Source organism: Nocardioides sp. YR527 (assembly GCF_900101045.1).
Lineage (GTDB): Bacteria > Actinomycetota > Actinomycetes > Propionibacteriales > Nocardioidaceae > Nocardioides.
The window spans coordinates 579,038-604,960 of record NZ_FNFN01000003.1; the positions used below are offsets into that span (position 1 = coordinate 579,038).

28 protein-coding genes are annotated in these 25,923 nt (G+C 69.2%); 16 read left to right on the plus strand and 12 right to left on the minus strand.

The genetic code is table 11. The features are described 5' to 3' along the window. Nucleotides 1–14: 14 nt before the first annotated feature. Complete coding sequence (gene pyrE, locus BLT25_RS11305; RefSeq protein WP_091046265.1) at nucleotides 15–551, minus strand: orotate phosphoribosyltransferase; 537 nt, start codon at nucleotides 549–551, stop codon at nucleotides 15–17. A gap of 19 nt (nucleotides 552–570) precedes the next feature. Between pyrE and BLT25_RS11310 the strand changes: the two genes are divergently transcribed. Further along, the gene (locus tag BLT25_RS11310; protein ID WP_091045619.1) at nucleotides 571–1,737 is read left to right on the plus strand and encodes an aminotransferase class I/II-fold pyridoxal phosphate-dependent enzyme; all 1,167 of its coding nucleotides are present in this window, start codon (nucleotides 571–573) and stop codon (nucleotides 1,735–1,737) included. On the opposite strand, the gene BLT25_RS11315 is transcribed toward BLT25_RS11310, so the two are convergent. Next, on the minus strand, nucleotides 1,734–2,477 hold the full coding sequence (locus tag BLT25_RS11315) for a DedA family protein (protein ID WP_256328551.1): 744 nt from the start codon (nucleotides 2,475–2,477) through the stop codon (nucleotides 1,734–1,736). The two genes, BLT25_RS11310 and BLT25_RS11315, sit on opposite strands and share 4 nt — an antisense overlap. 104 nt (nucleotides 2,478–2,581) lie before the next feature. Between BLT25_RS11315 and BLT25_RS11320 the strand changes: the two genes are divergently transcribed. Continuing rightward, complete coding sequence (locus tag BLT25_RS11320) at nucleotides 2,582–3,271, plus strand: TrmH family RNA methyltransferase (protein ID WP_218131306.1); 690 nt, start codon at nucleotides 2,582–2,584, stop codon at nucleotides 3,269–3,271. Nucleotides 3,272–3,345: 74 nt separating this feature from the next. On the opposite strand, the gene BLT25_RS11325 is transcribed toward BLT25_RS11320, so the two are convergent. From BLT25_RS11325 to BLT25_RS11340, 4 genes are all read right to left on the minus strand, one after another. Further along, nucleotides 3,346–4,122, minus strand: coding sequence for a septum formation family protein (locus tag BLT25_RS11325; protein ID WP_176883800.1), 777 nt, complete (start codon nucleotides 4,120–4,122; stop codon nucleotides 3,346–3,348). 209 nt (nucleotides 4,123–4,331) lie between these two features. Beyond that, nucleotides 4,332–4,895, minus strand: a complete 564-nt coding sequence (locus tag BLT25_RS11330) for a dihydrofolate reductase family protein (RefSeq protein ID WP_091045625.1) — start codon at nucleotides 4,893–4,895, stop codon at nucleotides 4,332–4,334. Between the two features lie 58 nt (nucleotides 4,896–4,953). Beyond that, nucleotides 4,954–5,445 carry a SigE family RNA polymerase sigma factor gene (locus BLT25_RS11335; protein WP_091045628.1) on the minus strand — a complete coding sequence of 164 codons (492 nt, stop codon included), beginning with the start codon at nucleotides 5,443–5,445 and terminating at the stop codon, nucleotides 4,954–4,956. After that, complete coding sequence (locus tag BLT25_RS11340; protein WP_091045631.1) at nucleotides 5,442–6,605, minus strand: hypothetical protein; 1,164 nt, start codon at nucleotides 6,603–6,605, stop codon at nucleotides 5,442–5,444. The genes BLT25_RS11335 and BLT25_RS11340 overlap by 4 nt, the downstream gene beginning before the upstream one ends. Nucleotides 6,606–6,778: 173 nt before the next feature. On the opposite strand from BLT25_RS11340, the gene fbaA reads away from it, so the two are divergent. The 4 genes from fbaA (at nucleotide 6,779) to BLT25_RS11360 (ending at nucleotide 11,569) form a co-directional block, all read left to right on the plus strand. Further along, nucleotides 6,779–7,801 carry a class II fructose-bisphosphate aldolase gene (fbaA, locus tag BLT25_RS11345; protein WP_091045632.1) on the plus strand — a complete coding sequence of 341 codons (1,023 nt, stop codon included), beginning with the start codon at nucleotides 6,779–6,781 and terminating at the stop codon, nucleotides 7,799–7,801. Nucleotides 7,802–8,080: 279 nt separating this feature from the next. Continuing rightward, complete coding sequence (locus BLT25_RS11350) at nucleotides 8,081–9,754, plus strand: fibronectin type III domain-containing protein (RefSeq protein ID WP_091045635.1); 1,674 nt, start codon at nucleotides 8,081–8,083, stop codon at nucleotides 9,752–9,754. A 436-nt stretch (nucleotides 9,755–10,190) separates the two neighbouring features. Next, nucleotides 10,191–10,913, plus strand: coding sequence for a FadR/GntR family transcriptional regulator (locus BLT25_RS11355; RefSeq protein WP_256328571.1), 723 nt, complete (start codon nucleotides 10,191–10,193; stop codon nucleotides 10,911–10,913). Next, nucleotides 10,910–11,569 (plus strand): cache domain-containing protein, encoded by a 660-nt coding sequence (locus BLT25_RS11360; RefSeq protein ID WP_091045637.1) that lies wholly within the window; start codon nucleotides 10,910–10,912, stop codon nucleotides 11,567–11,569. The genes BLT25_RS11355 and BLT25_RS11360 overlap by 4 nt, the downstream gene beginning before the upstream one ends. Here BLT25_RS11360 and BLT25_RS11365 read toward each other — a convergent pair. Then, complete coding sequence (locus BLT25_RS11365) at nucleotides 11,566–13,035, minus strand: DHA2 family efflux MFS transporter permease subunit (RefSeq protein WP_091045639.1); 1,470 nt, start codon at nucleotides 13,033–13,035, stop codon at nucleotides 11,566–11,568. The two genes, BLT25_RS11360 and BLT25_RS11365, sit on opposite strands and share 4 nt — an antisense overlap. 61 nt (nucleotides 13,036–13,096) lie before the next feature. Here BLT25_RS11365 and BLT25_RS11370 point away from each other — a divergent pair, with 61 nt between their 5' ends. From BLT25_RS11370 to BLT25_RS11390, 5 genes are all read left to right on the plus strand, one after another. Further along, entirely contained in the window at nucleotides 13,097–13,510 is a 414-nt protein-coding gene (locus BLT25_RS11370) for a DUF3151 domain-containing protein (protein WP_091045641.1), read from the plus strand. Nucleotides 13,511–13,555: 45 nt separating this feature from the next. After that, nucleotides 13,556–15,058 (plus strand): lysine--tRNA ligase, encoded by a 1,503-nt coding sequence (lysS, locus tag BLT25_RS11375; RefSeq protein WP_091045643.1) that lies wholly within the window; start codon nucleotides 13,556–13,558, stop codon nucleotides 15,056–15,058. Nucleotides 15,059–15,131: 73 nt separating this feature from the next. After that, nucleotides 15,132–16,112, plus strand: a complete 981-nt coding sequence (locus tag BLT25_RS11380) for a helix-turn-helix transcriptional regulator (protein WP_091045645.1) — start codon at nucleotides 15,132–15,134, stop codon at nucleotides 16,110–16,112. A 146-nt stretch (nucleotides 16,113–16,258) separates the two neighbouring features. Further along, the gene (locus BLT25_RS11385; RefSeq protein ID WP_091045647.1) at nucleotides 16,259–17,557 is read left to right on the plus strand and encodes an adenylosuccinate synthase; all 1,299 of its coding nucleotides are present in this window, start codon (nucleotides 16,259–16,261) and stop codon (nucleotides 17,555–17,557) included. A 166-nt stretch (nucleotides 17,558–17,723) separates the two neighbouring features. After that, a complete protein-coding gene (locus BLT25_RS11390; protein WP_091045649.1) occupies nucleotides 17,724–18,584 on the plus strand; it encodes a PDDEXK family nuclease in 861 nt (286 codons plus the stop codon). A 3-nt stretch (nucleotides 18,585–18,587) separates the two neighbouring features. Here the strand turns inward: BLT25_RS11390 and BLT25_RS11395 are convergent, their stop codons facing one another. From BLT25_RS11395 to BLT25_RS11405, 3 genes are read right to left on the minus strand one after another with little or no spacing between them, the layout of a single operon-like run. After that, nucleotides 18,588–18,872 (minus strand): hypothetical protein, encoded by a 285-nt coding sequence (locus BLT25_RS11395; protein ID WP_091045651.1) that lies wholly within the window; start codon nucleotides 18,870–18,872, stop codon nucleotides 18,588–18,590. A gap of 22 nt (nucleotides 18,873–18,894) precedes the next feature. After that, nucleotides 18,895–20,181 carry a phosphoribosylamine--glycine ligase gene (purD, locus tag BLT25_RS11400; protein ID WP_091045654.1) on the minus strand — a complete coding sequence of 429 codons (1,287 nt, stop codon included), beginning with the start codon at nucleotides 20,179–20,181 and terminating at the stop codon, nucleotides 18,895–18,897. A 30-nt stretch (nucleotides 20,182–20,211) separates the two neighbouring features. Beyond that, complete coding sequence (locus tag BLT25_RS11405; RefSeq protein ID WP_091045656.1) at nucleotides 20,212–21,426, minus strand: DUF4032 domain-containing protein; 1,215 nt, start codon at nucleotides 21,424–21,426, stop codon at nucleotides 20,212–20,214. A 39-nt stretch (nucleotides 21,427–21,465) separates the two neighbouring features. Here BLT25_RS11405 and purB point away from each other — a divergent pair, with 39 nt between their 5' ends. After that, nucleotides 21,466–22,908, plus strand: coding sequence for an adenylosuccinate lyase (gene purB, locus BLT25_RS11410; RefSeq protein WP_218131324.1), 1,443 nt, complete (start codon nucleotides 21,466–21,468; stop codon nucleotides 22,906–22,908). A gap of 5 nt (nucleotides 22,909–22,913) precedes the next feature. Next, nucleotides 22,914–23,306: an NUDIX hydrolase gene (locus BLT25_RS11415; protein ID WP_218131307.1), complete on the plus strand. Its 393-nt coding sequence runs from the start codon at nucleotides 22,914–22,916 to the stop codon at nucleotides 23,304–23,306. Between the two features lie 33 nt (nucleotides 23,307–23,339). Here BLT25_RS11415 and BLT25_RS11420 read toward each other — a convergent pair whose 3' ends face one another. Beyond that, the gene (locus BLT25_RS11420; RefSeq protein WP_091045659.1) at nucleotides 23,340–23,657 is read right to left on the minus strand and encodes an antibiotic biosynthesis monooxygenase family protein; all 318 of its coding nucleotides are present in this window, start codon (nucleotides 23,655–23,657) and stop codon (nucleotides 23,340–23,342) included. A gap of 58 nt (nucleotides 23,658–23,715) precedes the next feature. Between BLT25_RS11420 and BLT25_RS30170 the strand changes: the two genes are divergently transcribed. Together BLT25_RS30170 and BLT25_RS30175 are read left to right on the plus strand one after the other, a co-directional pair. Beyond that, the gene (locus BLT25_RS30170; RefSeq protein WP_218131308.1) at nucleotides 23,716–24,102 is read left to right on the plus strand and encodes an antibiotic biosynthesis monooxygenase; all 387 of its coding nucleotides are present in this window, start codon (nucleotides 23,716–23,718) and stop codon (nucleotides 24,100–24,102) included. Beyond that, nucleotides 24,102–24,293, plus strand: a complete 192-nt coding sequence (locus tag BLT25_RS30175) for a putative antibiotic biosynthesis monooxygenase (RefSeq protein ID WP_218131309.1) — start codon at nucleotides 24,102–24,104, stop codon at nucleotides 24,291–24,293. Before BLT25_RS30170 ends, BLT25_RS30175 begins: the two co-directional genes overlap by 1 nt. Here BLT25_RS30175 and BLT25_RS11430 read toward each other — a convergent pair. Beyond that, nucleotides 24,290–24,622: an ArsR/SmtB family transcription factor gene (locus BLT25_RS11430; protein WP_091045661.1), complete on the minus strand. Its 333-nt coding sequence runs from the start codon at nucleotides 24,620–24,622 to the stop codon at nucleotides 24,290–24,292. The genes BLT25_RS30175 and BLT25_RS11430 overlap by 4 nt on opposite strands. Nucleotides 24,623–24,706: 84 nt before the next feature. On the opposite strand from BLT25_RS11430, the gene BLT25_RS11435 reads away from it, so the two are divergent. After that, on the plus strand, nucleotides 24,707–25,915 hold the full coding sequence (locus BLT25_RS11435) for an MFS transporter (protein ID WP_256328552.1): 1,209 nt from the start codon (nucleotides 24,707–24,709) through the stop codon (nucleotides 25,913–25,915). Nucleotides 25,916–25,923 lie beyond the last annotated feature (8 nt).

Consider the following 25,923-nt stretch of genomic DNA (forward strand, 5'->3'; position numbering starts at 1 on the left):
AGGATGTGAATCCCCTAGGAGGCCGCGCTGACCGCGTCGAGCTCGGCCCGGGTCAGCACGGATCGGATCTCCAGCGAGACATCGCGCAGGGACTCACCGGGTGCGGGCGACCGGTCGATCGCACACACCACAGTGTCCACGATCGCACCAAGCGGGCGGAGCGCGTTGACAGCGTCGCGTACGGCACCACCGGAGGTGATCACGTCCTCGATCAGCGTCACCCGCTTGCCGTCGAAGGAGGGACCCTCGGCGAGCTTGGCGGTGCCGTACTCCTTCGCCTTCTTCCGGATGAAGATCGCCGGGATGCCGGTCTTGGCCGACACCATGGTCACGATCGGGATGCCACCGAGCTCGAGGCCGCCGAGCAGCTCGGTGCCCTCGGGCAGCAGCTCGACCATCCGCGCCGCGACCCGGTCCAGGAGCGCGGGGTCGGCCTCGAAGAGGTACTTGTCGAAGTAGGTGTCGCTGACCTGCCCCGAGCGGAGCGTGAACTCCCCGTGCAGGCGGCAGGTGGCGTCGATGTCGGCGGCGAGGGCAGCGTCAGTTGTCACGATCAATAGCCTAAGTCTTATGACTGCGCGACGACTCCACGGCATCCCGCCGACGATCTTCTCCGAGATGTCGGCACTGGCCGTCGCCACCGGCGCGGTCAACCTCGGTCAGGGCTTCCCCGACGTCGACGGCCCCGACGAGATCATCCGGCAGGCCGTCAAGGCGCTGGAGAGCGGACGGAACCAGTACGCCCCGGGCCCCGGCATCCCGGCGCTGCGCGAGGCCGTCGCCGCCCACCAGCAACGCCACTACGGCCTCACCTTCGACCCCGCGCGCGAGGTCGCGGTGACCACCGGCGCGACCGAGGGGATCGCGGCCGCGATCCTCGCGCTGGTCGACCCGGGGGACGAGGTGATCCTCGTCGAGCCCTATTACGACAGCTACCCGGCCATGGTGCAGTTCGCCGGCGGCGTACGTCGCCCGGTGACGCTCAGCCTGGACCCGGAAGCACCCGGCGGGAGACTGCCGCGCGCGGCCCTCGAGGCGGCCGCCTCGGCGAAGACCAAGGTGCTCGTCCTCAACTCCCCGCACAACCCGACCGGCACCGTGCTCACCCGCGAGGAGCTCGAGACGGTCGCCGCCTTCGCCCGGGACCATGACCTGACCGTGGTCTCGGACGAGGTCTATGAGCACCTCACCTTCGACGAGACCCCGCACATCCCCATCGCCACCCTCGAAGGGATGCGCGAGCGCACCCTGACCCTGTCGAGCATCGGCAAGTCGTACTCCTTCACCGGCTGGAAGGTCGGCTGGGCGACCGGTCCCGAGCACCTGGTCCAGGCGCTGCTCGGTGCCAAGCAGTGGCTGACGTTCACCTCCGGTGCCCCGCTGCAGCCCGCCGCCGCGTACGCGCTCGAGCATCTCGACCACTGGCCCAAGGAGCTCGCCCTCGATCTGCAGGGGCGACGCGACCTGCTCTGTGACGGGCTGAAGGAGATCGGGCTGGACGTGACGATCCCGGAGGGCACCTACTTCGCCGTCTCCGACATCACCGACCTCGGCTGGGCCGACGGGCTCGAGTTCTGCCGGTCGCTGCCCGAGCGGGCCGGGGTCGTGGCCATCCCGCTCCAGGGGTTCTACGACACCGACGCCGGCAGACACCTGGTCAGGTGGACCTTCACGAAGCAGCGCGAGGTGATCGAGGAGGCCCTGGAGCGACTCGGTGAAGGGCGTCTGAGGCGCTAGTGGTCGGCCCGGCGGTCCGCCCGGCGGTCGGACTCGTCGTCCGCGGGGGTGCGCGGTCGGACCGCCAGACCCATGATGTCGCGGTCCGGGTGGCCGTCCTGGTCGAGATCGCGGGCCAGCCTCGACGCGGTGCGTCGCCGACGCCACCACTCCACCATTGCGGGTGCGAACGCGAGCGCGAAGAGCAGCAGGATCAGGTAGTCGATGTTGTCGGCCAGCCAGGGCCAGCGGGATCCGACGAAGAAGCCGAACAGCGTCACCGCGAGCACCCACAGCACGCCGCCGACGAGGCTCCAGAAGTAGAACCGCCGCCGGTCCATGTGGGTGACGCCGGCGACGACGGTGACATAGGTGCGTACGAAGGCGATGAACCGGCCGATCACCAGCGCCTTGTTGCCGTGCTTGTCGAAGAACTCCCGGGTCTGGTCGAAATGCCGCTTTTTGATGAACCGGCCGTCGCGTTCATAGAGCCGCGGACCGATCTTGCGGCCGATCTCATAGCCGGTCACGTTGCCGGCGAATGCCGCCACGACGAAGAAGAGCATCGCGATCACGATCTCGACGCCGGGTGGCCCGGGAAAGATGTCGATCTTGCCGGTCGCGATGAAGATTCCGAGCGCGATCAGCAGGCTGTCACCGGGAAGGAACGGGAAGAAGAGACCGCACTCGATGAAGATGATGATCAGGCTGATCCAGAAGAGCGGCTCGCCGAACGTGGCCAGTAGAAAATCCGGACTCATCCATTCCAAACCGGCCACCATCGGCGCAAAAGTTCCCGCCCCTGTCACGGTCCCTACGGTACCCATAGGTAACAACTCTTGTTGTCGAATATTCTTATCGGCCGATGAACGAGACACGACCGTCCGAGGACGATTCCCGCGCGCCGTACGACCCGATGCCCCATGGGCAGCCGGAGGTCGGCCTGGGTCCGTGGCAAGGTGAATGGCCCGAGGGAGAGCACTGGGACCCTGAGCTGTTGGCCAACGGCGACCGCCGCAACGTGGTCGACCGTTACCGATATTGGTCCCTGGAAGCGATCGTCAAAGACCTCGACCAGCGCCGCCACGGCTTCCACGTCGCGATCGAGAACTGGCAGCACGACTTCAACATCGGCACCATCGTCCGCACCGCCAACGCCTTCCTCGCCGCCGAGGTGCACATCGTCGGCAACCGCCGCTGGAACCGCCGTGGTGCGATGGTCACCGACCGCTACCAGCACGTCCACCATCACCCGGACGTGCCCGCGCTCGCCGCCTACCTGCACGAACGGGACGTACGCCTCCTCGGCATCGACAACCTGCCCGGCTCGCTCCACCTGGAGACGATGTCGCTTCCCCGGAAGGTCTGTTTCCTGTTCGGCCAGGAGGGCCCAGGCCTGTCCGAGCAGGCTCGCGAGAGCGTCGACGGCACCTTCTCGATCGCCCAGTTCGGCTCGACGCGGTCGATCAACGCCTCCGCGGCCGCAGCGATCGCGATGCACTCCTGGGTCGTCCAGCACGCCGACCTGTCCTCCGAGGACGCCTGGCGCGGCTGACCGGAGCAGCTGAAACGCGTCGATCCCCCGGGGTTGCACCCCCGGGGGATCGACGTATCAGACCGGTCAGCGGTTCAGCTGGTGGTCCGTGCGTAGCAGACGACCCAGCGGTCGCCGGTCTGCCACTCGTACCTGGTCGGCGTGCTGTAGGCCCTGGTCCGGCTCGGGCAGTTGGCGCCGACGGCCCGCTCGAACGCGGCCTGGGTCGGGTAGGTCGTCCCCGCCTTCTTGAAGGCCGAGATCGACTTGTAGGTGTGCGAGCTCAGGCACGAGTACGGCCCCGCGAACTTCGCGCTCAGGCAGCCACGGGTCCGCTGGGTGAGCGATACGCCCTCGAGGAATCGAGCTCGGTTGGTCGGCAGGTTCTTGAGGGTGTCCTTGCCCGGGAGCACGACGTCACAACGGAACCAGCGCTGGCCGGCCTTGAACTGCTCGACAGTCGGCACGAAGAACGCGAAGGCGTACGCCGACTGGTTCCGCTTCGAGTAGGTGCTGCCCAGCTTGCCCCGGAGTGCACGGATGCAGGTCTTGGAGATGTGAGAGAAGCTGGCCTCGCGGGTGATGGACGCCTCGGTGCGCGTCGTACCGGCGACGAGGGTGCCCAGTGCGATGGTCTTCGCGGTGTGCGCGCTGCTGCACGAGACCTTCTTGCCGGTCTGGGACCAACCAGCGTAGGCGGTCCAGCCGTAGTTGTAGCAGGTGCCGACCGTGGGCTTGGGCGGCACTGCCGCGTCGGCCTTGGTGGCGGTGAGTCCGATGAGGGAGAAGACGCCGATGACGAGCCCGAGGATCAGGGCAGCCGTCATGGGCTTCTGCGCAGGCGCGAGCGCGCCGGCACGAAGACGAGACATGATCGTGCTTTCGAATGAGTGGGATGTGGCGGGCTGAATCATCGCAGCGCGATGCCGGGCGGGGCATAGTCAATTCGGGTGGTTGTAAAGCGGTTACGCCCCGGTGTCCTCCGCGAAAACACGATCCGCTAAAGTTAACCCCGGGTCGCCCGGATGTGCCCCTTTTCAGGGTGCGTGGCCTCGGGGCCGGGCGGCAGCGGGGGCTCTTTTCAGGGCCTCGCGATCCGATAGCGGATCTGCACCTGCTCGCCGGTCTGCAAGACGTCGATGACGCTCATCCTCTTGCTGGTGATCCGGCGGGGCAGCAGTGGCGCTCCGGCGCCGAGGGTGACCGGGCAGATCCCGGCGACGACCTCGTCGAGCAGTCCGGCATCGTCGAACTGGCCGACCAGGTCGCCACCGCCAACGAGCCAGATCCCGCCGTCGACGGTGGTCGCGATCTCGTCGTAGACGGGCTTCACGTCGCCCTGGACGAAGCGGACCTGCGTGCCCTGGACCTCCGGCAGGTCGGTCGCGTGCGTGAAGACCCAGACCGGCCGCTCGTCGTAGTACTCCCGCCACTTCTCCGGCCCGGTCAGCATCTCCGGATCGTGGTCGATCATCCAGCGGTACGTCGTGCCGCCCATCACCAGCGCCGCCGACTCCGCCATCAGCCGCCCCCAGGAGCTCTCGTCGTCGCCGTGCGGCGTCTCGAAGAGCCACTCCAGCGAGCCGTTCTCATCGGCGATGTAGCCGTCGAGCGAGGTTGCGGTGAAGTACGTGACCTTGGGCATGCCCCCGACGCTAGGTGCGTCAGGGGCATGCCCGCCCGACCGTTCTTGCTCTCTCCGGCTAGGCCCGGGAGGCGTCCCCCGACTCCAGGCAGGCACGCAACGCCGTCAGGCCGCGGGAGGAGTGACTCTTCACGGTCCCTTCACTGATCCGCAGCTCTCGCGCGGTCTCGGCGACCGACAGCTGCAGCCAGTGACGCAGGACGACCACCTTGCGCTGCATCTCCGGCAGCGCCTGGAGCGCGTCGAAGAGCTCGGAGCGCTCCTCGACCTGCACCGCGGGGCCCGGCCGCTCGGGCAGATCGCCCGACCGCTCCCGCTTCCACCACGGCCGCCGGGTCTGGTCGATGTGGGCGCGGACCAGGATCGTCCGGACGTACGCCTCCTCCGACCCGGGCTCCACCCGGCGCCAGGCGGCGTAGAGCTTCAGCAGGGACGTCTGCACCAGGTCGTCCGCCCGGTGCCAGTCGCCGCACAAGGCAAAGGCGGTACGCAGCAGGTGCGGGCGTCGTGCGGCGACGAACCCGGAGAATGCCTCATCGTGCGCGCTCACGGGAACAACGACCTTCCGCCGCCGGACTCGTCTGTCTCGGTGGCCCTGACGATGGCCACCACCTCCTCGAGGGAGCGTGCGCCGCGGTCCTCGGATCGAGGTTCGTCCGCCACCTCGATGGTGTAGACGAGGGTGAGGCCATCCTTCTCGCGAGCGATGGCGACCTGTTCCTTCCCCTTGACGGTGATCCGAGCGGCCGCGGACCGCGTGGCGCCCTCGGCGAACCTCTCACCGAGATCAGGGTCGGCGACCTGCTCGAGGATCTCCACGCCGTCCTCGGCCGGGACCAGCTCCGATCCGTCTCCGAACTCGACCGCCTCGGACATGCTCGCGCTGTAGCCGCCCGTCGACGCGGCCATCTCCCGGTCGTACCGCTCCTTCTCGTGAGCGAGGTATCCGTCGATGGTCTGCCCCGGAGCGGCGTACGCCACCCCGTAGCCCTCACCGCCGCCGCCGCTCTTCGGCCGGTCGCCGTTGAAGAGGATCCACACCTCCATGCCCTCGCGCTCGGCTACGGCTGCGTCCGAGTCCCAGGGCAGGTCATAGTCGAGCGGGTTGTCGATCTCGCGCGTGACCGTCCAGCCGTCGCCGACCTTGATCGACCCACCAACGGACCATCTGGGCTCCACGTGGTGCGCGGCCACGTCCTCGGCCCATTCGCTGAGGTTCTTCCCGTTGGTTTGAGCCGCGTCGGCGTAGGCGATCTCGGTCGGGTTCATGAAGTTCGCGTAGATCGTCTTCTCCCCGTTGGTCGCGGCGAGGAACAGCTGCGAATAGTCGTGTCCAAGGAGTCGGCGGATCTCCTTCCGCTCGATCCGGCCGGTCTCCTCCCAGCCGTCCTGGAGCGTGACCTCGTTCGTGTCGAAGTCGTACCGGAGAGGGGAGGCATCGCTCAACGGCGGCTGTGTCGGATAGACGTCGGGTGCCTCGCCGCCCTCCGACTGGGTCGCGATCGGTGGGGTGGGTGCCGCCCGGTCGCGCCACGGCGCATACGCAGACCCCAGGCCGATCACAGCTGCGACGATGAGGGCCGCCCCGCCGGCGGCGAGAGCCTGCCTACGGCGTACGGCCTTCTTGCCCTCGGCCACCAGCGCAGCAGGATCGGTGGACCCGGGTGGGGGGTGCGGGATCGCCCGCTCGAGCGTGTCGTGCCAGTCCATGACGCCTCCAAGATCAGTCTTACCCGTGGATACGGATCCCCGGTGCGATCGGTTGTCATCGCAGATCGATGGCCTTGATCGATCCAACACCGAGCGTTGGTAACGGGCAGTCGGGGGCGCATTACGCTGGCCACCAGCGCCCGGTCGACAACGGATCTCAAGGAGACCCCCAGATGCCCATCGCCACCCCCGAGAAGTACGCCGAGATGCTCGCGACCGCGAAGGAGAAGGGGTTCGCCTTCCCCGCGATCAACGTCTCCTCGTCGCAGACGCTCAACGCGGCACTGGCCGGCTTCGCGGAGGCCGGGTCGGACGGCATCATCCAGATCTCCACGGGCGGCGCGGAATACCTCTCCGGCCCCACGGTCAAGAACATGGTGACCGGCTCGGTGGCCTTCGCCGCGTACGCGACCGAGGTCGCGAGGTCCTACGACGTCAACATCGCGCTGCACACCGACCACTGCCCCAAGGACAAGCTCGACGGCTTCGTACGTCCTCTGCTCGAGCTCTCCGCCGAGCGCGTCCAGCGCGGTGAGGCGCCGCTGTTCCAGTCGCACATGTGGGACGGCTCGGCGGTGCCGCTGGCCGAGAACCTGGAGATCGCCGAGGAGCTGCTGGCGGTGGCCAAGGCCGCCCACATCGTCCTCGAGATCGAGGTCGGCGTGGTCGGTGGCGAGGAGGACGGCATCGTCGGAGCGATCGACGACAAGCTGTACTCGACCCCCGAGGACGCCATCGCGACCGCCGACGCGCTGGGCGTCGAGGGCTACCTGACCGCGCTCACCTTCGGCAACGTGCACGGCGTCTACAAGCCGGGCAACGTCAAGCTCCGTCCCTCGATCCTGCGTGACGCCCAGGACGCGGTCGTCGCCAAGCTCGGCCTCGCGGCCGGCGCCAAGCCGTTCGACCTCGTCTTCCATGGTGGTTCCGGCTCGAGCGCCGAGGAGATCGCCGAGGCGGTCTCCTACGGGGTGGTCAAGATGAACATCGACACCGACACCCAGTACGCCTTCACCCGCCCGGTCGCCGGCCACATGCTCGCCAACTACGACGGCGTTCTGAAGGTCGACGGAGAGGTCGGAGACAAGAAGCAGTACGATCCTCGCGCGTGGGGCAAGCTCGCTGAGGCCGGTATGGCCACTCGGGTCGTCGAGGGTGCCCAGCATCTCGGTTCTGCGGGCAATTCCATCGGCTGAACGACACGCCGGGGATAGGCCAATGGTCCCGGTTCGGAAAACGTTGTGGCACACGGCATAGCAAACTCGGGCTTATGTCGTTGTGCCGGTCATTGGTAAAGCGATTCAATGCCCTAGCTGGACGGCGACCCACGGGTAACAAGGTCGGACCGTCCTTTCGGCGTTGATCTTGGGAGGGACATCCTCGGTATGGAAACCACTGCGCGAAACCGCACAATCGGCGGGATCGTCATAGGCGCGATCATTCTGATCCTGCTTCTCGTCTTGTTCTCTTGCACCGTGAACAGCGACCCGGAGAGCTCGCCGACGAAGGATCCGACAACGGGGGAGTCCTCGCTCCCCAGCGATCCTGACACTCTCGAGCCCGACGACAAGCCGTCGGAGAAGGACTCCGACGAGCCGGAGGTCGTCGACGATGACATCGTCCCGGCCGCCAACACCGGTGTGACCTTCATCCCCGCGGGCAACGTCCCCTCGGGGAACACGCCGACCTGTGAGCTCGACCCGAGCGCCTGCGAGGACACTCGTCCGCCGGGTGCCGGTGTGGACATCTGCGAGATCCGCCCGGACCTGACCCAGTGCCAGGAGCCGACTCCGCCGACCACCCCGCCGACGACTCCGCCGACGACGCCGCCCACGGAGGAGCCCACCGAGTGTGAGCTGTTCCCCTGGCTGCCGCAGTGTGACGACGGTGGCGAGGAGCCGGGTGAGGACGAGAACGCACCCGACCCGGTCACGATCGCCGGCTGCAACGTTCTGAGCAACACCTCCGTGAAGATCGACTGGTCTGAGGCGCAGGACAAGAGCGGGATCTCCCACTACACGGTGACCTCGCGTCCCAACGCCGGTGACCCCGGCGACACCGACAGGACCTCGGCGACCTTCGACAACCTCGACGCGGGCCGTACCTACCGGTTCACGGTCACCGCGACCGACAAGGCCGGCAACGAGTCCGACGACAGCAACGAGGTCGAGTGCGTCATGGACGTGACGGCGCCTGAGGTGCCTGAGGACCTGACCGTTGAAGCGGGCGACCCCAGCGACAGCACGCTCAACGTGAGCTGGTCCGACTCCGAGGACAACGAGAACGGCGTCGACGACGTCACCTACAACCTCTACCGCGATGGCGAGCTCATTGCGGCCGGCAATAACACCTCCTTTGAGGACACCGGGCTGAAGGCCGGCACGGAGTACACCTACTCCGTGCAGGCCGTGGACGGTGCCGGCAACGAGTCCGCGCGCTCCGCCGGGGTCTCGGGCACGACCACGAAGATCGCGCCGACGGTCCCGACCGGTCTCGACGCGAGCAACGAGGGCCCGTTCGGCTTCGACCTCGCATGGAACCCGTCGACGGACGAGGACGGTGTCACGCCGGCCGCGGAGATCGACTACCGGGTCAGCGTCACCGGTGGGGTGTGCGTCGGTGGCACGACCACTGGCGAGACCACGCTCCGGGTGACCTGCATCCTCCTGTGGGACACGGTGAGGGTCACGGTGACCGCGATCGACGGTGACGGCAACGAGTCGGCCCCGAGCCGCGTGCTGACGGTGAACTCCGACGGCAGCGAGGCCAGGGAGCTCAAGGGCAACACCGCGCTCCGCCCGAACGCCCCGGGTGAGGACGAGTCCGACGCTCCGGCCGACAAGCCGGGCTCGCCGGAGGCCCCGGCCGAGGACGCTCCTGCCGAGGAGCAGCCGACCGAGGAGAACTCGCCGCTGCTGCCGGGTCTGGACGACATCCTTCCGGGTGGCGAGGACACCGCTGAGGCTCCTGCGGAGGAGCCGGCGGAGCCCGAGGCGACCCCGAGCGAGTCGGAGAGCCCGGCCGCGCGGCCGACGACCGAGGAGCCTGCGGACGAGGCGACCGAGGACGCTCCGGCCGAGGAGGACGAGGGCGGTCTGCTGGAGAACATCGGTGACGCGCTGACCAGCGCCGTGGCCGCAGTGTTCTAGTCGATCACACGCCGAGAAACAGGGCGGGGAGAGCCGAGAGGCTCTCCCCGCCCTGTCGCATCCCGGGAAGGTCGCGAGCCCGCCGAATGCTCACCGAGGTAGCTCGGCGAACTCGCACTGACTTCGTGGAGTTCGCCGAAAGAAGCGACCCTTCACCGAGGTACCTCGGTGAGCATCCGGGTCCGCCCGGGCGCAAACGCCCCAAAACCAAGGAGTCGGATGCCCAGCGCCCCCCACAAGCCCTGGACATCCGACGATCTTGGGTGACCGACACTAGTGTGCGTCAACCGTGGGCACAGGTTAGGCACAGAAACGCCCGTAGATCCAGATAGTTAAGACGAAATTCATGAACTTCCTGTGCGGATTCGAACAGATTCGAACAGTTCCGGCCGCCGAATCATCTGGATCCATACATTAGGATTTCGGTGTGCGTGTGATGACCTCCCGAGCTCGCGCGGCCATCTTCGCCCCGATCGGCGACGAGGGCCGGGCCGCGCGCGTCGAGAATCGGCTCGCGGAGGCGATCCGCTCGGGCGTTCTCGCGCACGGCGAGCGGCTCCCCAGCGAACCCGAGCTCGCCCAGATGCTCGGCGTCGCGACGGTCACCGCCCGGGAGGCGTTGGTCGCGCTGCGCGCCAAGGGCCTGGTCGTGACGACCCGGGGGCGGGGCGGTGGCTCGTTCGTACGTGCCCCCGAGAGCGGCGACCTCGTCGAGGACCGGCTCGCCGCGATGTCGCGGGTCGAGCTGCGAGACCGGGCGACGGTCTACCTGGTGGTGCTCACCGGCTGTGCGGAGATCGCGGCGGAGCGTACGGACCCCGACGAGGTCGAGGACCTCCGTGACCTGCTGATCCCGCTCAACGTCAGCGACGTGGCCCGCTGGCGCAGCGCCGACAGCGAGCTCTACCTGTCGGTGGCCGCGTTGACCCAGTCGGCCCGGATGACGCGAGAGGTGGTGCGCCAGGAGGCCGACTTCGGCGCGCTGCTCCGGATCCCGCTCAACGAGCCGGGCTTCCGGGAGGCCACGGCGACCCGCCACCAGGAGCTTGTCGAAGCCCTCGCAGCAGGAGATGCTGTCAGGGCACGGGAGAGCGTACGCGAGCACGTCGCCCACTCCCTTGAACGCTTGGCCGAGATCCATGAGGCGGTGCGACGATGACGAAGACCATGACTCCCATCGACTGTGTGACGCAGGTCGAGCAGCATTTCGGGCCGATCGTGACCGAGCTCGAGCGCGTACGCAGCGAGGTGGCCGCCCTCTTCGAGGCCGGCCCGGTCACCACCGCATCCCTGCGAGAGCGGCTCGAGCCCGGCTCGCTGGAGTTCCTGCGCAACCCCAACCTCATCGGTGGCGGCTTCGTCGTGGCGCCGGGTGTGCTCACCGACCGCCGGCTCTACCTCGTCTGGTGGCAGGGCGAGGAGCGTGACTTCCTCGGCGACGCCGATGCGCCGGGCACCGGCGAGGCGATCGACTACACCCGCCAGCCCTGGTACCGCACCCCGGAGCGCACGGGTGAGCTGACCCTCGTCGGGCCGTACGTCGACTTCGTCTGCACCGACGAGTACGTCATGACCACGACGATGCCGGTCTATGTCGGCGGCCGCATGGTCGGCGTCGCCGGGGCCGACACCCTGGTCGAGACGCTCGAGACGATGCTGCTGCCGGGGCTGCGCGAGGCCGGCGCGACGCTGGTCAACGGCCACGGCAAGGCGATCGTCTCGGCCGACCCGCAGCTGGCCACTGGTTCCCCGCTCACCACGGCCCGCGACATGATCCCGTGCCGGGGCCTGCCGCTCTCGGTCGCCCTCTCCTAGGCGGGCGGCTTCGCCAGGTGGCGCGGGGTGGTGAAGAAGAGCACCGCCACGAAGCCGACCACCAGCGCGATCGCCGGAAGCAGGGTCGCCTGGGCCATCGCCCGGGAGAACTGCTCGGCGACCTCCGCGGGCATCTGGGCGCCGGCGCCGCCGGTCTCCGCGCTCGCGTCCAGCCCGTTGGCCGCGATGCGCGCGTCCATGAGTACCGCGATGGCTGCGGAGCCGACCACCGAGCCGACGGTCCTGGTGGCGTTGTAGACGCCCGCCCCGGCTCCGGCCTGGCGGGGCGGCAGGTTGCGGGTGGCGGCCGCCGCGAGCGGCGCCCACACGAACGCCATCCCGAGCCCGAGCACACCCATCGGCACGAGGATCTCCCAGACCTCCGAGTCCGGGGTCATCGGCCGGGTGGCCCAGAAGATCGCCACGGCGCAGCAGAAGAAGCCGAAGCTGGTGAGCCAGCGGGGGTGGACCTTGTCGTTGATCCTGCCGACGACCGGAGCGAGCACCAGCGAGACCACGGCCATCGGCACCATCAGCAGCGAGGCCTCGAGCGCGTCGTAGCCGCGGACGATCTGCGCGTACAACATCAGGGGGAAGCCCATCGTCGTGGCCGCCATCCCCATGCAGGTGATCGCGATGTTGGCGACCGAGAAGTTGCGGTCACTGAAGAGGCTCAGGGGCAGCAGCGGCTCCCGCTTGTTGCGCGCCTCCCAGAGCACGAACAGGCCCAGCATGACGACTCCGCCGCCCACCAGCGCCCAGATCAGCGCGTCCCAGCCCCGCTGCTCGCCGTCCTGCAGGCCGAAGACGAGGCAGAACATGCCGATCCCGCTCAGCGCGACACCCAGCCAGTCGAACACGTGCGAGTGGGTCGGCAGCAGCGGCACCAGCCGCCAGTTGAGGACGAACGCCACGACGCCCACCGGGACGTTGATGAAGAAGATCCACTCCCAGCCGCCGAGATCGACGAGGATGCCGCCGAGGATCGGACCGACGAGGGTCGCGACGCCGGCCGTGGCGCCCCACAGCGCCATCGCCGCGCCGCGGCGATCCGCCGGGAAGATCCGGGTGATCACCGCCATCGTCTGCGGCGTCATCATGGACGCGCCCACGCCCTGCACGGCGCGGGCGGCGATCAGCATCGTGATGCTGCCCGAGAGGCCGCACCACAGCGAGGCGAGCGTGAAGATCGCCAGGCCGCCCAGGTAGAGCCACTTCGGCCCGAACCGGTCACCGAGACGGCCCATGATCAGCACCGGGACCGCATAGGTCAGCAGGTAGGCGCTGGTCACCCACAGCACCTCGTTGGTGCTCGCATCCAGGTCCCTCATGATGTCCGGCGTCGCGACGGTCACGATCGTCATGTCGACGAGGATCATGAAGAAGCCGATGCACAGCGCGGCCAGGCTGCGCCAGGGGTGTTCCACGGTGCTGCCGGCAGTCTGCGACGCCGTCGTCTCGGTCATGGACACAGTCAACACCCGACCACCGACTTTCGTGTCGGTGGTCGCGGGCACAATGGTGGGTATGACCCACCAGGACCTGATGGCCGGACCGCCGCCGACCCACCTCCCCGCCGACCCCGCGAACGACGAGCTGACCGCCGGCACCGAGCCCGCCGAGGTCGTACGCCGCCACCCGGCCTCGCCCGCCGCCTGGGCCGCGCTCGCCCTGGCCGCCAAGGAGGCCGGCGCCGAGGACGTGACCATCTACGCCTACGCCCGCGTCGGCTACCACCGCTCGCTCGACATGCTGCGCCGCAACGGCTGGAAGGGCCACGGTCCGGTGCCGTGGGAGCACGAGCCCAACCGCGGCTTCCTGACCAGCCTCGCCCTCCTCGCCGAGCAGGCCAAGGCGATCGGCGAGACCGACGAGTGGGAGCGCTGCAGCGGGTTCCTGCGCGACAGCAGCCCGACGGCGTACGACACGCTGCTGGGCTGATTACCGAATCGCGTCGGACCAGCGATTTCGCCTAGCCTTGCCCCTGTGACTGAGCAGACCACCAACGCGCCCGAACCGGACCTCAACGAGCAGATGATCGTCCGGCGCGAGAAGCGCGAGCGGCTGCTGGCCGAGGGCAAGAAGGCGTACGCCATCGAGGTCGGCCGCACGCACACGCTCGCCGAGGTGCGCGAGGCCTACGAGGACAAGCTCGAGGCCGGCGAGGAGACCCAGGACGTGGTCACCGTCGCCGGTCGGGTCATGTTCGTCCGCAACACCGGCAAGCTCGCCTTCGCGACGCTGCAGGAGGGCGTCGGCACCCGGCTCCAGGTGATGCTCTCGCTCGCCGAGGTGGGGGAGGAGTCGCTCGCGGAGTGGAAGAGCCTGGTCGACCTCGGTGACCACGTCGCCGTCACCGGCCGGGTGATCTCCTCGCGGCGCGGTGAGCTCTCCATCATGGCCTCGAGCTGGGAGATGGCGTCCAAGGCGCTGCGGCCGCTGCCGGTGCTCCACAAGGACCTGTCCGAGGAGGCCCGGGTCCGGCAGCGCTACGCCGACCTGATCGTGCGCCAGGAGGCGCGCGACATGGTGCGTACGCGCGCGAAGATCACCCAGGCGATCCGCCGCCGCCTGGAGGACGACGGCTACCTCGAGGTCGAGACGCCGGTTCTGCAGCTCATCCACGGTGGCGCGCACGCGCGGCCGTTCAACACCCACATGAACGCGTTCGACCAGCCGATGACGCTGCGCATCGCGCTCGAGCTCAACCTCAAGAAGGCGGTCGTCGGCGGCGTCGACAAGGTCTATGAGATCGGCCGGATCTTCCGCAACGAGGGCGTCGACTCCACGCACAGCCCCGAGTTCACGATGATCGAGGCCTACCAGGCCTACGGCGACCAGTTCACCATCGCCGAGGAGATGCGGCAGATGTATCTCGCCGCCGCCGACGCGGTCGGCTCCCGCCAGGTGGAGACGGACGCCGGCGTCATCGACCTCGACGGCGAGTGGAAGTGGCTGCCGGTCTACGAGGGTGTCTCCGAGGCCGTCGGCGTCGAGGTCACCCCCGAGACCGACGTCGACACGCTCAGGGCGCTGGCCGACAAGCACGACGTCGAGCTCGACCCGGCCTGGGACGCGGCCAAGGTCGTCATGGAGCTGTGCGGCGAGCTGGTGGAGCCCAACCTGATCCAGCCGACGTTCCTCTGCGACTTCCCGGCGATCGCCCAGCCGCTGGCGCGGATCAACGACGAGGAGCCGGGCAAGGTGCTCGCCTGGGACCTGATCATCGGCGGTGTCGAGCGTGGCACCGGCTTCACGGAGCTGATCGACCCGGTCGTGCAGCGCGACGTGCTCACCGCTCAGTCCCTCCTCGCCGCCGGCGGCGACCCCGAGGCGATGCAGCTCGACGAGGACTTCCTGCGGGCGCTGGAGTACGGCGCCCCGCCGATGGGTGGCCTCGGCCTCGGCCTGGACCGGGCGATCATGCTGTTCACCGGTGCCGGAATCCGCGAAACCATCCTCTTCCCGCTGCTCAAGCCCGAAGCCTGATCGGCCCCCCGCTGGTCGACACCCGCTCGCTGGCGCTCGCGGGGCTCGACCAGCGGGGCCTAAAGTGCCAGGTATGGAGAACGGCCGGTCGCAGACGCTGATGACCGCGCTCGGGTTCGACCCGGACGCGGCGCAGCTCTACAGCCGCCTGCTCCCTCTCAACGGGTGGCCGTTCGTGGTCGTCGCGGCGACGCTGTCGACCTCCGAGGACGAGCTGCTGGAGGAGGCCGCGCCGCTGGTCGAGAGCGGTGTCGTCTCCATCGGGGAGACCTTGACCGTGCTGAGCCCGCCGGCAGTGGTCGCCCACATGCTGGAGCGGGCCGCGACCAGGGCCCAGGACGCCCACGACCATCTGCTCAAGATCTCCCAGTCGGTTCCGTACGTCGCAGGCACCGCCGCCCGGCTCCCGGCCCCGATCGGCGAGGAGCACCCGATCGAGGGTGAGGTGATCGCGACCGAGTTCACGCCGGAGACCTTCGAGCGGCTGGTCTCGGCAACATCGGGCGACATGATGTGGCTGCGCCCGGCGGTGACCGTGCATCCCTCGGAGATGCGGTTCATCTCGGTCATCGAGTCGACGATCAAGTCGGGTCGCCGGTGCCGTGGCATCTACCCGGTGGCGGCTCTGAAGCACTCACCCGAGGTGCTGCGGATGCGGGTCGAGATCGGTGAGGAGATCCGGATCCTGCCGCGCGTCGGCACCCACCTGATGGTGGTCGGCAGCACCCACGCGATGTTCCCGGACCCGCTCGGCCCGGTGGAGCAGCCGATCATCAACGTACGCCAGCGAGGCATCGTGGAGGTCGTCACCAGCTACTTCGAGGAGCTGTGGCGCCGTGCCCTTCCGGCGGCCGAGCTGGAGGACCTGCCGAACGCCGAGCGCCGCCTGTTGCTCGCCGAGCTGGCCAGCGGAGCCCAGGACGAGCAGATCGCGCGGAGGCTCGGGGTCTCGCTGCGTACGGTCCGGCGACGGGTCGCCGAACTGCTCGAGGAGCTCGGTGCGACCTCACGGTTCGAGGCCGGTGTGGAGGCCGCACGGCGAGCCTGGCTGTGACGTACGCGCTCGAATTTGCTAGCGTGTGGTCGCAAGAGCCCTGGTCTTGCCAGGGTTTCTTTGCTTTTCACACACCCTAGATAATGGTGCGTTGAGCAGCCGGGCACGCCCGGAGGGACTCCGTCCGGAGCGAAGGAGCGACACACATGCCCGCGATCACGATCATCGGTGCCCAATGGGGCGACGAAGGCAAGGGCAAGGCGACCGACCTGCTCGGTGAGCAGGTCGACTACGTCGTCAAGTTCAACGGTGGCAACAACGCCGGCCACACGGTGGTGATCCGCCAGGAGGACGGGACCAGCGAGAAGTACGCCCTCCACCTGCTGCCCAGCGGCATCCTGACCTCCGGTGTGACGCCGGTGATCGGCAACGGCGTCGTCGTCGACCTCGCGGTCCTCTTCGAGGAGCTGACCGGTCTGGAGCAGCGCGGCGTCGACATCTCCAAGCTGAAGCTGTCCGCCAGCGCCCACGTCATCGCCGACTACAACCGCCAGCTCGACAAGGTCACCGAGCGCTTCCTCGGCTCGCGCAAGATCGGCACCACCGGCCGCGGCATCGGGCCGACCTACGCCGACAAGGTCAACCGCATCGGCATCCGCGTCCAGGACCTCTTCGACGAGTCGATCCTGCGCGGCAAGGTCGAAGGCGCGCTCGAGCTGAAGAACCAGCTCCTCGGGAAGGTCTACAACCGGCGCGGCTTCACGGTCGAGGCGATCGTCGACGACCTGCTGTCCTACGCGGACCGGATCGCCCCGATGGTCTGCGACACCGGCCTGCTGCTCAACCAGGCGCTCGACCGGGGCGAGACGGTGCTGCTCGAGGGCGGCCAGGCGACCCTGCTCGACGTCGACCACGGCACCTACCCGTTCGTGACCTCCTCCAACGCCACCTCGGGCGGCGCCTGCACCGGCTCCGGTATCCCGCCGACGCGGATCGACCGAGTGATCGGGATCGTGAAGGCGTACACCACGCGCGTGGGCGAGGGTCCGTTCCCGACCGAGCTCTTCGACGAGTCCGGTGCCTACCTGGCCGAGAACGGCCACGAGTTCGGCACGACCACGGGGCGTCCGCGTCGCTGCGGCTGGTACGACGCGGTCATCGCCCGCTACGCCGCCCGCGTCAACGGCGTCACCGACTTCGTCCTCACCAAGCTCGACGTGCTCGGTGGCCTCGAGGAGATCCCGGTGTGCGTCGCGTACGACGTCGACGGTGTCCGCCACGACGAGATGCCCGTCAACCAGTCCGACTTCCACCACGCCAAGCCGATCTTCGAGACGCTGCCGGGCTGGAAGGAAGACATCTCGGGGGCGCGGTCGTTCGCCGACCTCCCGGCCAACGCGCAGGCGTACGTGAAGTTCGTCGAGGAGATCTCCGGCGCCCCGATGTCGGTCATCGGCGTCGGCCCGGCCCGCGACGAGACGGTCATCATCAACTCGCTGACGTGAGGTTGTGAAGCTGAGAGTGACCTATAGGTCACTCTCAGCTTCACAACTCCTGGTTATCCACAACCTCCACCATTTGCCGTTGCCTTGCGGGGCCGTCTGAGTTGCCATGGCAGGCATGGGGACCGGAGTTGGACGCTGGAGAAGCGTCGCTGACGAGCAGGGTGGCTTGGTCACTCGCGCGCAGCTGACCGCGGCGGGTATGACCCGGTGGAGCGTCGCGCACCGAGTTGAGTCGGGGCGGTGGCAGCTGCTGTCGCCGACCGTGATCGCGACGACGACCGGTGATCTCAACGACGAGCAGCGGATCTGGCACGCGGTGCTGCATGCCGGCGACGGTGCGATGGCCGGCGGACTGACCGCGGCCTCGCTCGCCGGCCTCCGGAACTGGCACAGGGACCAGATCAACGTTCTCGTGCCGTACTCGCGCGGACGGCCCAGCCCGCTCACAGACGTTCGCTTCACCCGCATCCGCCGGTCGCTGCGTGCCGCCGGCTCACCGCCCCGGTGTCGCATCGAGCCGGCGGTGCTTCTCTTCGCGGCCGCTGACCGGTCGGAGCGGACCGCTCAGGGCGTGCTCGCGGCCGTGGTCCAGCAGCAGCTGACCAGTCCGGGGAGTCTGCTCGAGTGGCTGGACCGCCTGGCGCCGCTGAGGCGCGCGTCGACCTTGCGCCGGGCGATCGAGGACATCGACGGAGGTGCTCAGTCGCTCGCCGAGATGGACGTCAGGCGCATGTGCGGCAGCTTCGGGCTGGCGAAACCCACCCGTCAGGTGAAGCGCCGGGATGCGGATGGGCGGGTTCGCTACACCGACTGCGAGTGGCAGTTGCCGGACGGGCGCACTCTGGTGCTCGAGGTTGACGGGGGCTTCCACATGGAGGCCGAGCACTGGGAGGACGACCTGGCCCGACAGCGTGCCCTGGCGGCGACGAACCGCATCATCGTCCGATGCACGGCTCGCGAGCTTCGTGACGAGCCGGAACGGGTGGCCCGGGACCTGTTGGCGCTGGGAGTTCCGGTCGCAGCGTGAGGGTCAGGTCGCCGGGCGGCGGATGGTGACCCGTCCGGCCTTCAGATCCACCCCATGGGCGGGGTCGTCGCCGTCGGGCGAGGGAATGACGTGCCCGATGTTGTCCTGGTCCTTGAGGTCACGCGCGGCGCGGGCGTTGCCGGGGTCGAAGACGTCGATGAAGTTGCCGAGACCGTCGCCGATCCCGGCGGAGACGCCGCGCCGCGAGGAGCGCAGGGCCCTGTTGCAGGCCGCGATGATCAGGCCGAGCACGAGAACAACGGCGACGCCGAACACGACCCAGGTCATGTTCGGCAGGCTACGCCCGGGCTCAAAGCAGCGAGGCGCCCTCGACGACCCCGAGCGGCTCGGCCGCGATGTCGGAGCGGCGCTGGAGACCGTCGAAGGTGATCAGGTCGGCGGCCGCGTACGCCCGCGAGCGCGCGTCGTCGATGTCGTAGCCCTTCGCGCGGACCGCCAGCACCCGACCTCCCGCGGTGACCAGGTGGCGGTGGTCGGGCTCCTCGGGGGTGGAGGCGTCGACGATCGCGGTGCCGGCGTGGATCACGTCGACGTCGTTGATCGAGTTGGCGTTGCCGGCGCCGGTGATGACGTCGCCCTTCGAGGAGGACTCCGGGTAGCCGGCCGAGGCCAGCACGACGGTCACCGAGGCACCGTCGGAGAAGGTCGGCGCCGCGACGGTGTCCAGCGCGCCCGTGGCGGCCGCGAGGAGCAGGTCGGCGAGGGAGGACTCCAGAAGAGCGAGGACGGGCTGGATGTCGGGATCACCGAACCGGCAGTTGAACTCGATCACCTTCGGACCCTTGGCGGTCAGTGAGAGCCCGACGTAGAGGCACCCGACGAACGGGGCTCCGCGCTTCTCCATCTCGGCGAGGGTCGGCTCGACGACGGAGGCCAGCACCACCTCGGCCAGGTCAGGCTGGGCCCACGGCAGCGGTGAGTAGGAACCCATCCCGCCGGTGTTGCCGCCCTTGCCGCCGTCGAAGATCCGCTTGAAGTCCTGCGCCGGCTGCAGTGCGTAGGCCCGGGTGCCGTCGCAGATGGCGAACAGCGAGACCTCCGGGCCGTCGAGGAACTCCTCGATGACGACCCGCTCGCAGGCGGCCGCGTGGGCCAGCGCCTCGTCGCGGTCCTTCGTCACGACGACGCCCTTGCCCGCGGCCAGAGCGTCGTCCTTGACGACATACGGAGCGCCGAACTCGTCCAGGGCGGCGGCCGCCTCCTCGGGCGTGGTCGCCACGCGCGAGCCCGCGGTCGGTACGCCGGCCGCCGACATCACGTCCTTCGAGAACGCCTTCGACCCCTCGAGCTGCGCGGCAGCCTCCGACGGCCCGAAGACCGCGATCCCCGCTTCGCGAACCGCGTCGGCGACCCCGGCCACCAGCGGTGCCTCGGGACCGACGACGACCAGGTCGACGCCGAGCTCGCCCGCCAGGGCGGCGATCGCCGGACCGGACATGATGTCCACGTCCCGAAGCGTCGCGAAGGCGGCGATCCCCGGATTCCCGGGTGCGGCGTACACCTCGTTCCCTTCCTGGGAGAGCTTCAGCGCGAGCGCGTGCTCACGACCACCGGTGCCGACGACGAGGATCTTCACGGGGCCACCTTATGCCGCGATGGCCGTGGTTCATTCCTCGGCGGGCGGGGTGACGGCCTCGTCGGGGCGGTGCTGGATGACGTCCTCGTAGTAGGACTCGGCGGCGTTGATGAGCTTGACCCACTCGCCGGCGAACTGGGAGAGCACCCAGCGGTGCTCGAGGATCTCGTGGAACGTCTGCGCCGGGGTGAGCTTGGCGGCGGCGCCGGCCGGTCGCATCGCGACGATGGGCTCGTAGACCTCGCGCAGCCAGCGGCTCGCGGCGACCTCGATCGGCCGGTCCCCGAGCTCGCGGGTGGCGCGGAAGGCGGAGATGTCGTTCAGGATCCGCCGTGCCTGGGCGTCCTGGACGTCGAGTCCGGTGAGCGTACGCAGCTCACGGCGGTGGTGGCCGAGCTCGACGACCCGCGGGCGGAGGGCCACGGTGTCGCCGTCCTCGCTGGTGGTGATGTCGAGCTCCTCGACGTCGAAGCCGAGGTCGTGGAGGCGCTCGATGCGCTGCTCGATGTGCCACATCTCCTCCGCGGAGAAGACCTGCTCCTCGGTGAGCTCGCGCCACAGCGCGTCGTAGCGGTCCTGGAGCCGCTCGACGATCGCGTCGATCGGGAAGGCCTCCGGCAGCGACTCGCTCGCCTGCAGGTCGAGCAGCTCGCCGTAGATGTTCTGGTAGGCGACGTCGAGGTCGTACTCCCGCAGCCGGTCGGAGAGCTCGGGCTTCAGCTCACCGGTCTCGGCATCGACCAGGTAGGCGGCGAAGCCGGCCGCGTCGCGCACGAACAGGACGTTCGACAAGGACACGTCGCCCCAGTAGAAGCCGGCCAGGTGGAGGCGTACGAGCAGGACGACGAGGGCGTCGATCAGGCTGGGGAGCCGGTCGGCGGCCAGGCCCCGCTCGAAGAGCGCCCGGTAGGGGAGCGAGTAGGTGAGGTGCTCGGTCATCAGCGCGGCGCCGAGGTCGTTGCCGTCGTGGTCCTTGCGACCGGTGACGACGCTCTTGGCGACCACGGTCGGCAGGCCGAGGCGCTGGAGCTCGCGCAGCATGTCGTACTCGCGGCGGGCGATGTCGGCCTGGGTCTCCTTGACCGCGTAGATGTTGTTGCGCACCCGCACGATGCGTACGACATGGCGGCTGAGGCCGCGGGTCAGGGGCACCACGACGTCGTCCGGCCAGTCCTCCAGGGGGAGTGACCAGGGAAGGGTGTAGATCGCCGGATCGGGCCGGCTGGCGAGGATCCGCAGGGCCATACCGCCACGTTAGTGGGGGTGGGCATGGAGCATGGGAGAATATCCGCCGTGACTGTGGTGCCCAACGTTCTCGCCAACCGCTATGCCGCGGCCGACCTCGCCGGGATCTGGAGTCCCGAGCACAAGATCGTCCTGGAGCGTCAGCTCTGGGTCGCGGTGCTCAAGGCCCAGAAGGATCTCGGCATCGACGTCCCCGACGGGGTGGTGGAGGCGTACGAGAAGGTCGTCGCCCAAGGTGAGTCCGGTGTCGACCTCGACTCGATCGCGGCCCGTGAGCGGATCACCCGCCACGACGTGAAGGCGCGGATCGAGGAGTTCGCCGCGCTGGCCGGTCACGAGCACATCCACAAGGGCATGACCAGCCGCGACCTGACCGAGAACGTCGAGCAGCTCCAGGTCCTCTCGAGCCTGAAGCTGATCCGCGACCGCGCCGTCGCGACGCTGGCCCGCCTGGCCCGGCTCGCGACCGAGCACGAGACGACCGTCATGGCCGGCCGCAGCCACAACGTTGCGGCCCAGGCGACCACTCTCGGCAAGCGGTTCGCGACCGTCGCCGACGAGATGCTGGTCGGGCTCCAGCGGGTCGAGGAGCTCATCGCCCGCTACCCGCTGCGCGGGATCAAGGGCCCGATGGGCACCGCGCAGGACATGCTCGACCTGCTCGACGGTGACGCGGACAAGCTCGCGCAGCTCGAGGAGCGGGTCGCGGACCACCTCGGCTTCGAGAACGTCTTCACCAGCGTCGGCCAGGTCTACCCGCGCTCCCTCGACTTCGACGCGGTCTCGGCACTGGTCCAGCTGATCTCCGGTCCGTCCAACCTGTCGACCACGATCCGGCTGATGGCCGGCAACGAGCTGGTCACCGAGGGCTTCAAGGAGGGCCAGGTCGGCTCGAGCGCGATGCCGCACAAGATGAACTCGCGCTCCACCGAGCGGGTCAACGGCCTCTCGGTCGTGCTCCGCGGCTACCTCTCGATGATCTCCGAGCTGGCCGGCGACCAGTGGAACGAGGGCGACGTCTCCGACTCGGTCGTGCGCCGCGTCGCGCTCCCGGACGCCTTCTTCGCCGCCGACGGCCTCTTCCAGACCTTCCTGACCGTGCTCGACGAGTTCGGCGCCTTCCCGGCCGTGATCCAGCGCGAGCTCGACCGCTACCTGCCGTTCCTGGCGACCACCAAGGTGCTGATGGCCGCCGTCCGCAACGGCGTCGGCCGCGAGGAGGCCCACGAGGCGATCAAGGAGGCCGCCGTCGGCACCGCGCTGTCGATGCGCAAGGGCCAGGTGGAGAACGACGTCTTCGCCAAGCTCGGCGCCGACTCCCGTCTCGGCCTGACCGAGGACCAGATCCAGTCCCTGGTCGCCGAGCCGATCGAGTTCACCGGTGCCGCCGTCGCGCAGGTCCAGGAGGTCGTACGCCGCGTGGAGGCCGTCACCGCCCGCCACCCCGAGGCTGCCGCCTACGCGCCCGGAGAGATCCTCTGAGTCCCGTGATCACCGTCGCGGCGGTCGTCTTCCGCGACGGTGAGGGGCGGATGCTGACCGTCCGCAAGAACGGCACCGCGAGCTTCATGCTCCCCGGCGGAAAGCTGGAGCCGGGGGAGTCGGCTGCCCAGGCGGCCGTCCGCGAGGTGGCGGAGGAGCTCGGCGTACGCCTCCGGGTCGAGGACCTCACCCTGCTCGGCGAGTTCGAGGCGGCCGCCGCCAACGAGCCCGGGCATCTGGTGCGCTCGACGGTCTTCACCTGGACCGGCGAGGTGACCCCGGACGCCGCAGCCGAGATCGCGGAGCTGCGCTGGGCGACGCTCGCCGAGATCACCGAGGGTGCCGACTTCGCACCGCTGACCAGGGAGTACGTCGTCCCTGCGCTCCAGCCGGCCTGAACCCCCGCGCCCGGCGGCGTTCGCGCTACGACGTCACGCCGGCTTGACGTCCAGCACGACCTCGAACTCCAGCAGGTCGGCCCCGGCGGAGACCGGCTTGCGCGGCGCCTCACCCGGCGGGGTCGCGTGCGCGGCGCGGGCATCCCCGTCGCGCCAGGCCGCGAAGGACTCCTCCGAGTCCCAGTGGGTGACGACGAAGTAGCGGTCGTCGCCGGCGACCGGGCGCAGCAGCTGGAAGCCGAGGAAGCCCGGCGACTTGTCGACGGTCCCGGCCCGCGCGGCGAACCGCTTCTCGAGCTCGGCGCCCGCACCGGCCGGAACCTGGATTGCATTGATCTTCACCACAGACATGCCGCAAACCTATGCGAGGGCTGGGGAGACGGCGTACGCGCCTGCGACGATGGACGGCATGTCCGACCCGGTAACCGTGACCATCGCCCGTCGAGTCTCCGTGGAGCGCCGCGACGAGATGGTCGCCTGGATGCAGGCGGGGATCCGGCTGGCCAGCGAGTTCCCAGGCTTCCTGGGAGCGGGCTGGGTGCGGCCGTCGCCGGACTCCGACCAGTGGCACCTGCTCTACCGTTTCGACTCCCACGAGACCCTGGGCCGCTGGGACAACAGCCGACAGCGCGGCTGGTGGCTCGGTGCGGGCGAGCCGTTCGTCGAGGAGACCAGGATCGAGCGGCGTACCGGCATCGAGGGTTGGTTCGCCCCCCCAACACCTACGACGTCGAGCAGGTCTCCGGGGTCGCGACGGCCCCGCCGCGGTGGAAGCAGACGATCACGATCTTCCTGATGTTCTATCCGGTCAGTCTGCTCGCCAACTGGCTGATCGGACCGTTCGTCGGGGAGTGGGTGCTGCCGTTGAAGGTGCTCGGGGTGATGGTCGTGACGCTGCCGTTCATGACCTACTTCGGGCTGCCGTGGATCACTCGCAACATGGAGTGGTTCCTGCACGGCCGCCCGGCCCCCTGGCGCCGCGGCTAGGAGTTCGCGCTGTCCTTCTCGGCCGAGAGCACGGCGTCGAGGAGCCCCGGGAACCGCGCGTCGAGGTCCTCGCGCCGCAGCGAGAGCCGCCGGGCGCGGCCGTTGGCCTCGTTGCGGACCACGCCCGCCGTCCGCAGCACCTTCATCAGGTGCGACTTGGTCGACTTCGGCACATCCGGGTTGCTCAGGTGGCACTCCGCCATGTCGAGAGGTCCGTCGACCAGCTGGCGGGCGATCGCCAGGCGCTCGGGGTCGCTGAGCGCGAAGAGCACGGTCGTCAGTGAGATCTCCGACCGCTCGGGATGCGGAAGGTCCGGGGAAGAACTCATGGTTCGATAATAGTTGCACAGTCAGCGGAATGCACGTACTCTCCTAAAAGGTTCGAAATAATTCGAACGATGGATGGAGTGGTGATGTCGGCAGAGGTAGTGAGCGGTACGACGACGGGCGCCGTCGTCGGTCGGCGACTCGGCGCGGGAGTGGCCCTCGGGGCGGTCGTGCTGATGATGGCCGGGGCCAGCGCGCCCTCGCCCTTCTATCCCGACCTCCAGGTGGACCTCGGGCTGCAGCCCTGGGTGATGACGGCCGTCTTCGCCGTCTACGCCGTGGCTCTGCTGGCCACCCTGCTCGTGTTCGGGTCGGTCTCCGACCACGTCGGCCGGCGTCCGGTGGTGAGCGTCGGGTTCCTCCTGCTGGCGGCCAGCTTCGCGCTCTTCCAGGGTGCCGACACCGCCGCCGTCCTCTTCGAGGCGCGGATCCTGCAGGGGGTCGCGAGCGGCCTGCTGCTCTCGACCCTCTCGGCCGCGGTGGCCGACTTCGAGCGGCCCTCGCGGCCCGGGTCGGCGGCGGTGGTCAACGCCGTCGCGCCGATGGCCGGCCTGGCGGTCGGTGCCGTCGTCGCCGGCGTGGCCCTTCAGGTGAGCGGCGACGCGCGGCTCATCGTGTTCGATGGGCTCGTCGTGCTCTCGCTCCTGCTCGCGGCGGGAGTGTGGCTCGCCCCGGAGACCGCGCCGCGTCACGAGGGACTGGTCGCCTCGCTGCGCCCGCGGATCGCGGTGCCGCCGGCGATCCGGGGCCTGCTCGCCCGCAGCGCCCCGGCGATCTTCGCCGGCTGGGCCACCGGTGGGCTGTTCCTCTCGCTCGGCGCGGCGATCGTACGCACCGAGCTGGGCGCCTCCAGCCACATCCTCCAGGGGCTGGCGATCGGGGCCCTGGCCGGTGCCGGGGCGGTGGCTGCGTACGCCTTCCGGAACCGCTCGGCGCGGGCCACGACGCTCTACGGCACGGCCGCGCTGGCCGTCGGCACGGTGCTCAGCCTGCTCGCCCTCGCGTCCGGTTCGGCGACCGCCTACCTCGTCGCCGTGGTCGTCGCGGGCACCGGCTTCGGCACGGCCTTCTTCGGCATCCTGCGCACGATCATGCCGCTCCTCCCGGCCCATGAGCGGGCCGAGGTCTTCGCGGTGATCTTCATCGTGTCCTACCTGGCCTTCGGCGTCCCCGCCGTCATCGCCGGGGTGCTGACGCCGCAGATCGGCCTCGCGACCACGACCTACGTCTACGGGACCGTGGTCGTGGCGCTCTCCGCGGCGGCCGGGCTGCTCCGCTGGCGCAGCGGCGACTGAGTCGTAGG

Coding starts and splice junctions, on each gene's coding strand:
- BLT25_RS11310 (WP_091045619.1), top strand. CDS start 571: ATGACTGCGCGACGACTCCACGGCATCCCGCCGACGATCTTCTCCGAG.
- BLT25_RS11315 (WP_256328551.1), bottom strand. CDS start 2,477: ATGAGTCCGGATTTTCTACTGGCCACGTTCGGCGAGCCGCTCTTCTGG.
- BLT25_RS11320 (WP_218131306.1), top strand. CDS start 2,582: ATGAACGAGACACGACCGTCCGAGGACGATTCCCGCGCGCCGTACGAC.
- BLT25_RS11325 (WP_176883800.1), bottom strand. CDS start 4,122: ATGTCTCGTCTTCGTGCCGGCGCGCTCGCGCCTGCGCAGAAGCCCATG.
- BLT25_RS11330 (WP_091045625.1), bottom strand. CDS start 4,895: ATGCCCAAGGTCACGTACTTCACCGCAACCTCGCTCGACGGCTACATC.
- BLT25_RS11340 (WP_091045631.1), bottom strand. CDS start 6,605: ATGGACTGGCACGACACGCTCGAGCGGGCGATCCCGCACCCCCCACCC.
- fbaA (WP_091045632.1), top strand. CDS start 6,779: ATGCCCATCGCCACCCCCGAGAAGTACGCCGAGATGCTCGCGACCGCG.
- BLT25_RS11355 (WP_256328571.1), top strand. CDS start 10,191: ATGACCTCCCGAGCTCGCGCGGCCATCTTCGCCCCGATCGGCGACGAG.
- BLT25_RS11360 (WP_091045637.1), top strand. CDS start 10,910: ATGACGAAGACCATGACTCCCATCGACTGTGTGACGCAGGTCGAGCAG.
- BLT25_RS11365 (WP_091045639.1), bottom strand. CDS start 13,035: ATGACCGAGACGACGGCGTCGCAGACTGCCGGCAGCACCGTGGAACAC.
- BLT25_RS11370 (WP_091045641.1), top strand. CDS start 13,097: ATGACCCACCAGGACCTGATGGCCGGACCGCCGCCGACCCACCTCCCC.
- BLT25_RS11380 (WP_091045645.1), top strand. CDS start 15,132: ATGGAGAACGGCCGGTCGCAGACGCTGATGACCGCGCTCGGGTTCGAC.
- BLT25_RS11385 (WP_091045647.1), top strand. CDS start 16,259: ATGCCCGCGATCACGATCATCGGTGCCCAATGGGGCGACGAAGGCAAG.
- BLT25_RS11395 (WP_091045651.1), bottom strand. CDS start 18,872: ATGACCTGGGTCGTGTTCGGCGTCGCCGTTGTTCTCGTGCTCGGCCTG.
- BLT25_RS11405 (WP_091045656.1), bottom strand. CDS start 21,426: ATGGCCCTGCGGATCCTCGCCAGCCGGCCCGATCCGGCGATCTACACC.
- BLT25_RS11420 (WP_091045659.1), bottom strand. CDS start 23,657: ATGTCTGTGGTGAAGATCAATGCAATCCAGGTTCCGGCCGGTGCGGGC.
- BLT25_RS30170 (WP_218131308.1), top strand. CDS start 23,716: ATGTCCGACCCGGTAACCGTGACCATCGCCCGTCGAGTCTCCGTGGAG.
- BLT25_RS30175 (WP_218131309.1), top strand. CDS start 24,102: ATGTTCTATCCGGTCAGTCTGCTCGCCAACTGGCTGATCGGACCGTTC.
- BLT25_RS11430 (WP_091045661.1), bottom strand. CDS start 24,622: ATGAGTTCTTCCCCGGACCTTCCGCATCCCGAGCGGTCGGAGATCTCA.
- BLT25_RS11435 (WP_256328552.1), top strand. CDS start 24,707: ATGTCGGCAGAGGTAGTGAGCGGTACGACGACGGGCGCCGTCGTCGGT.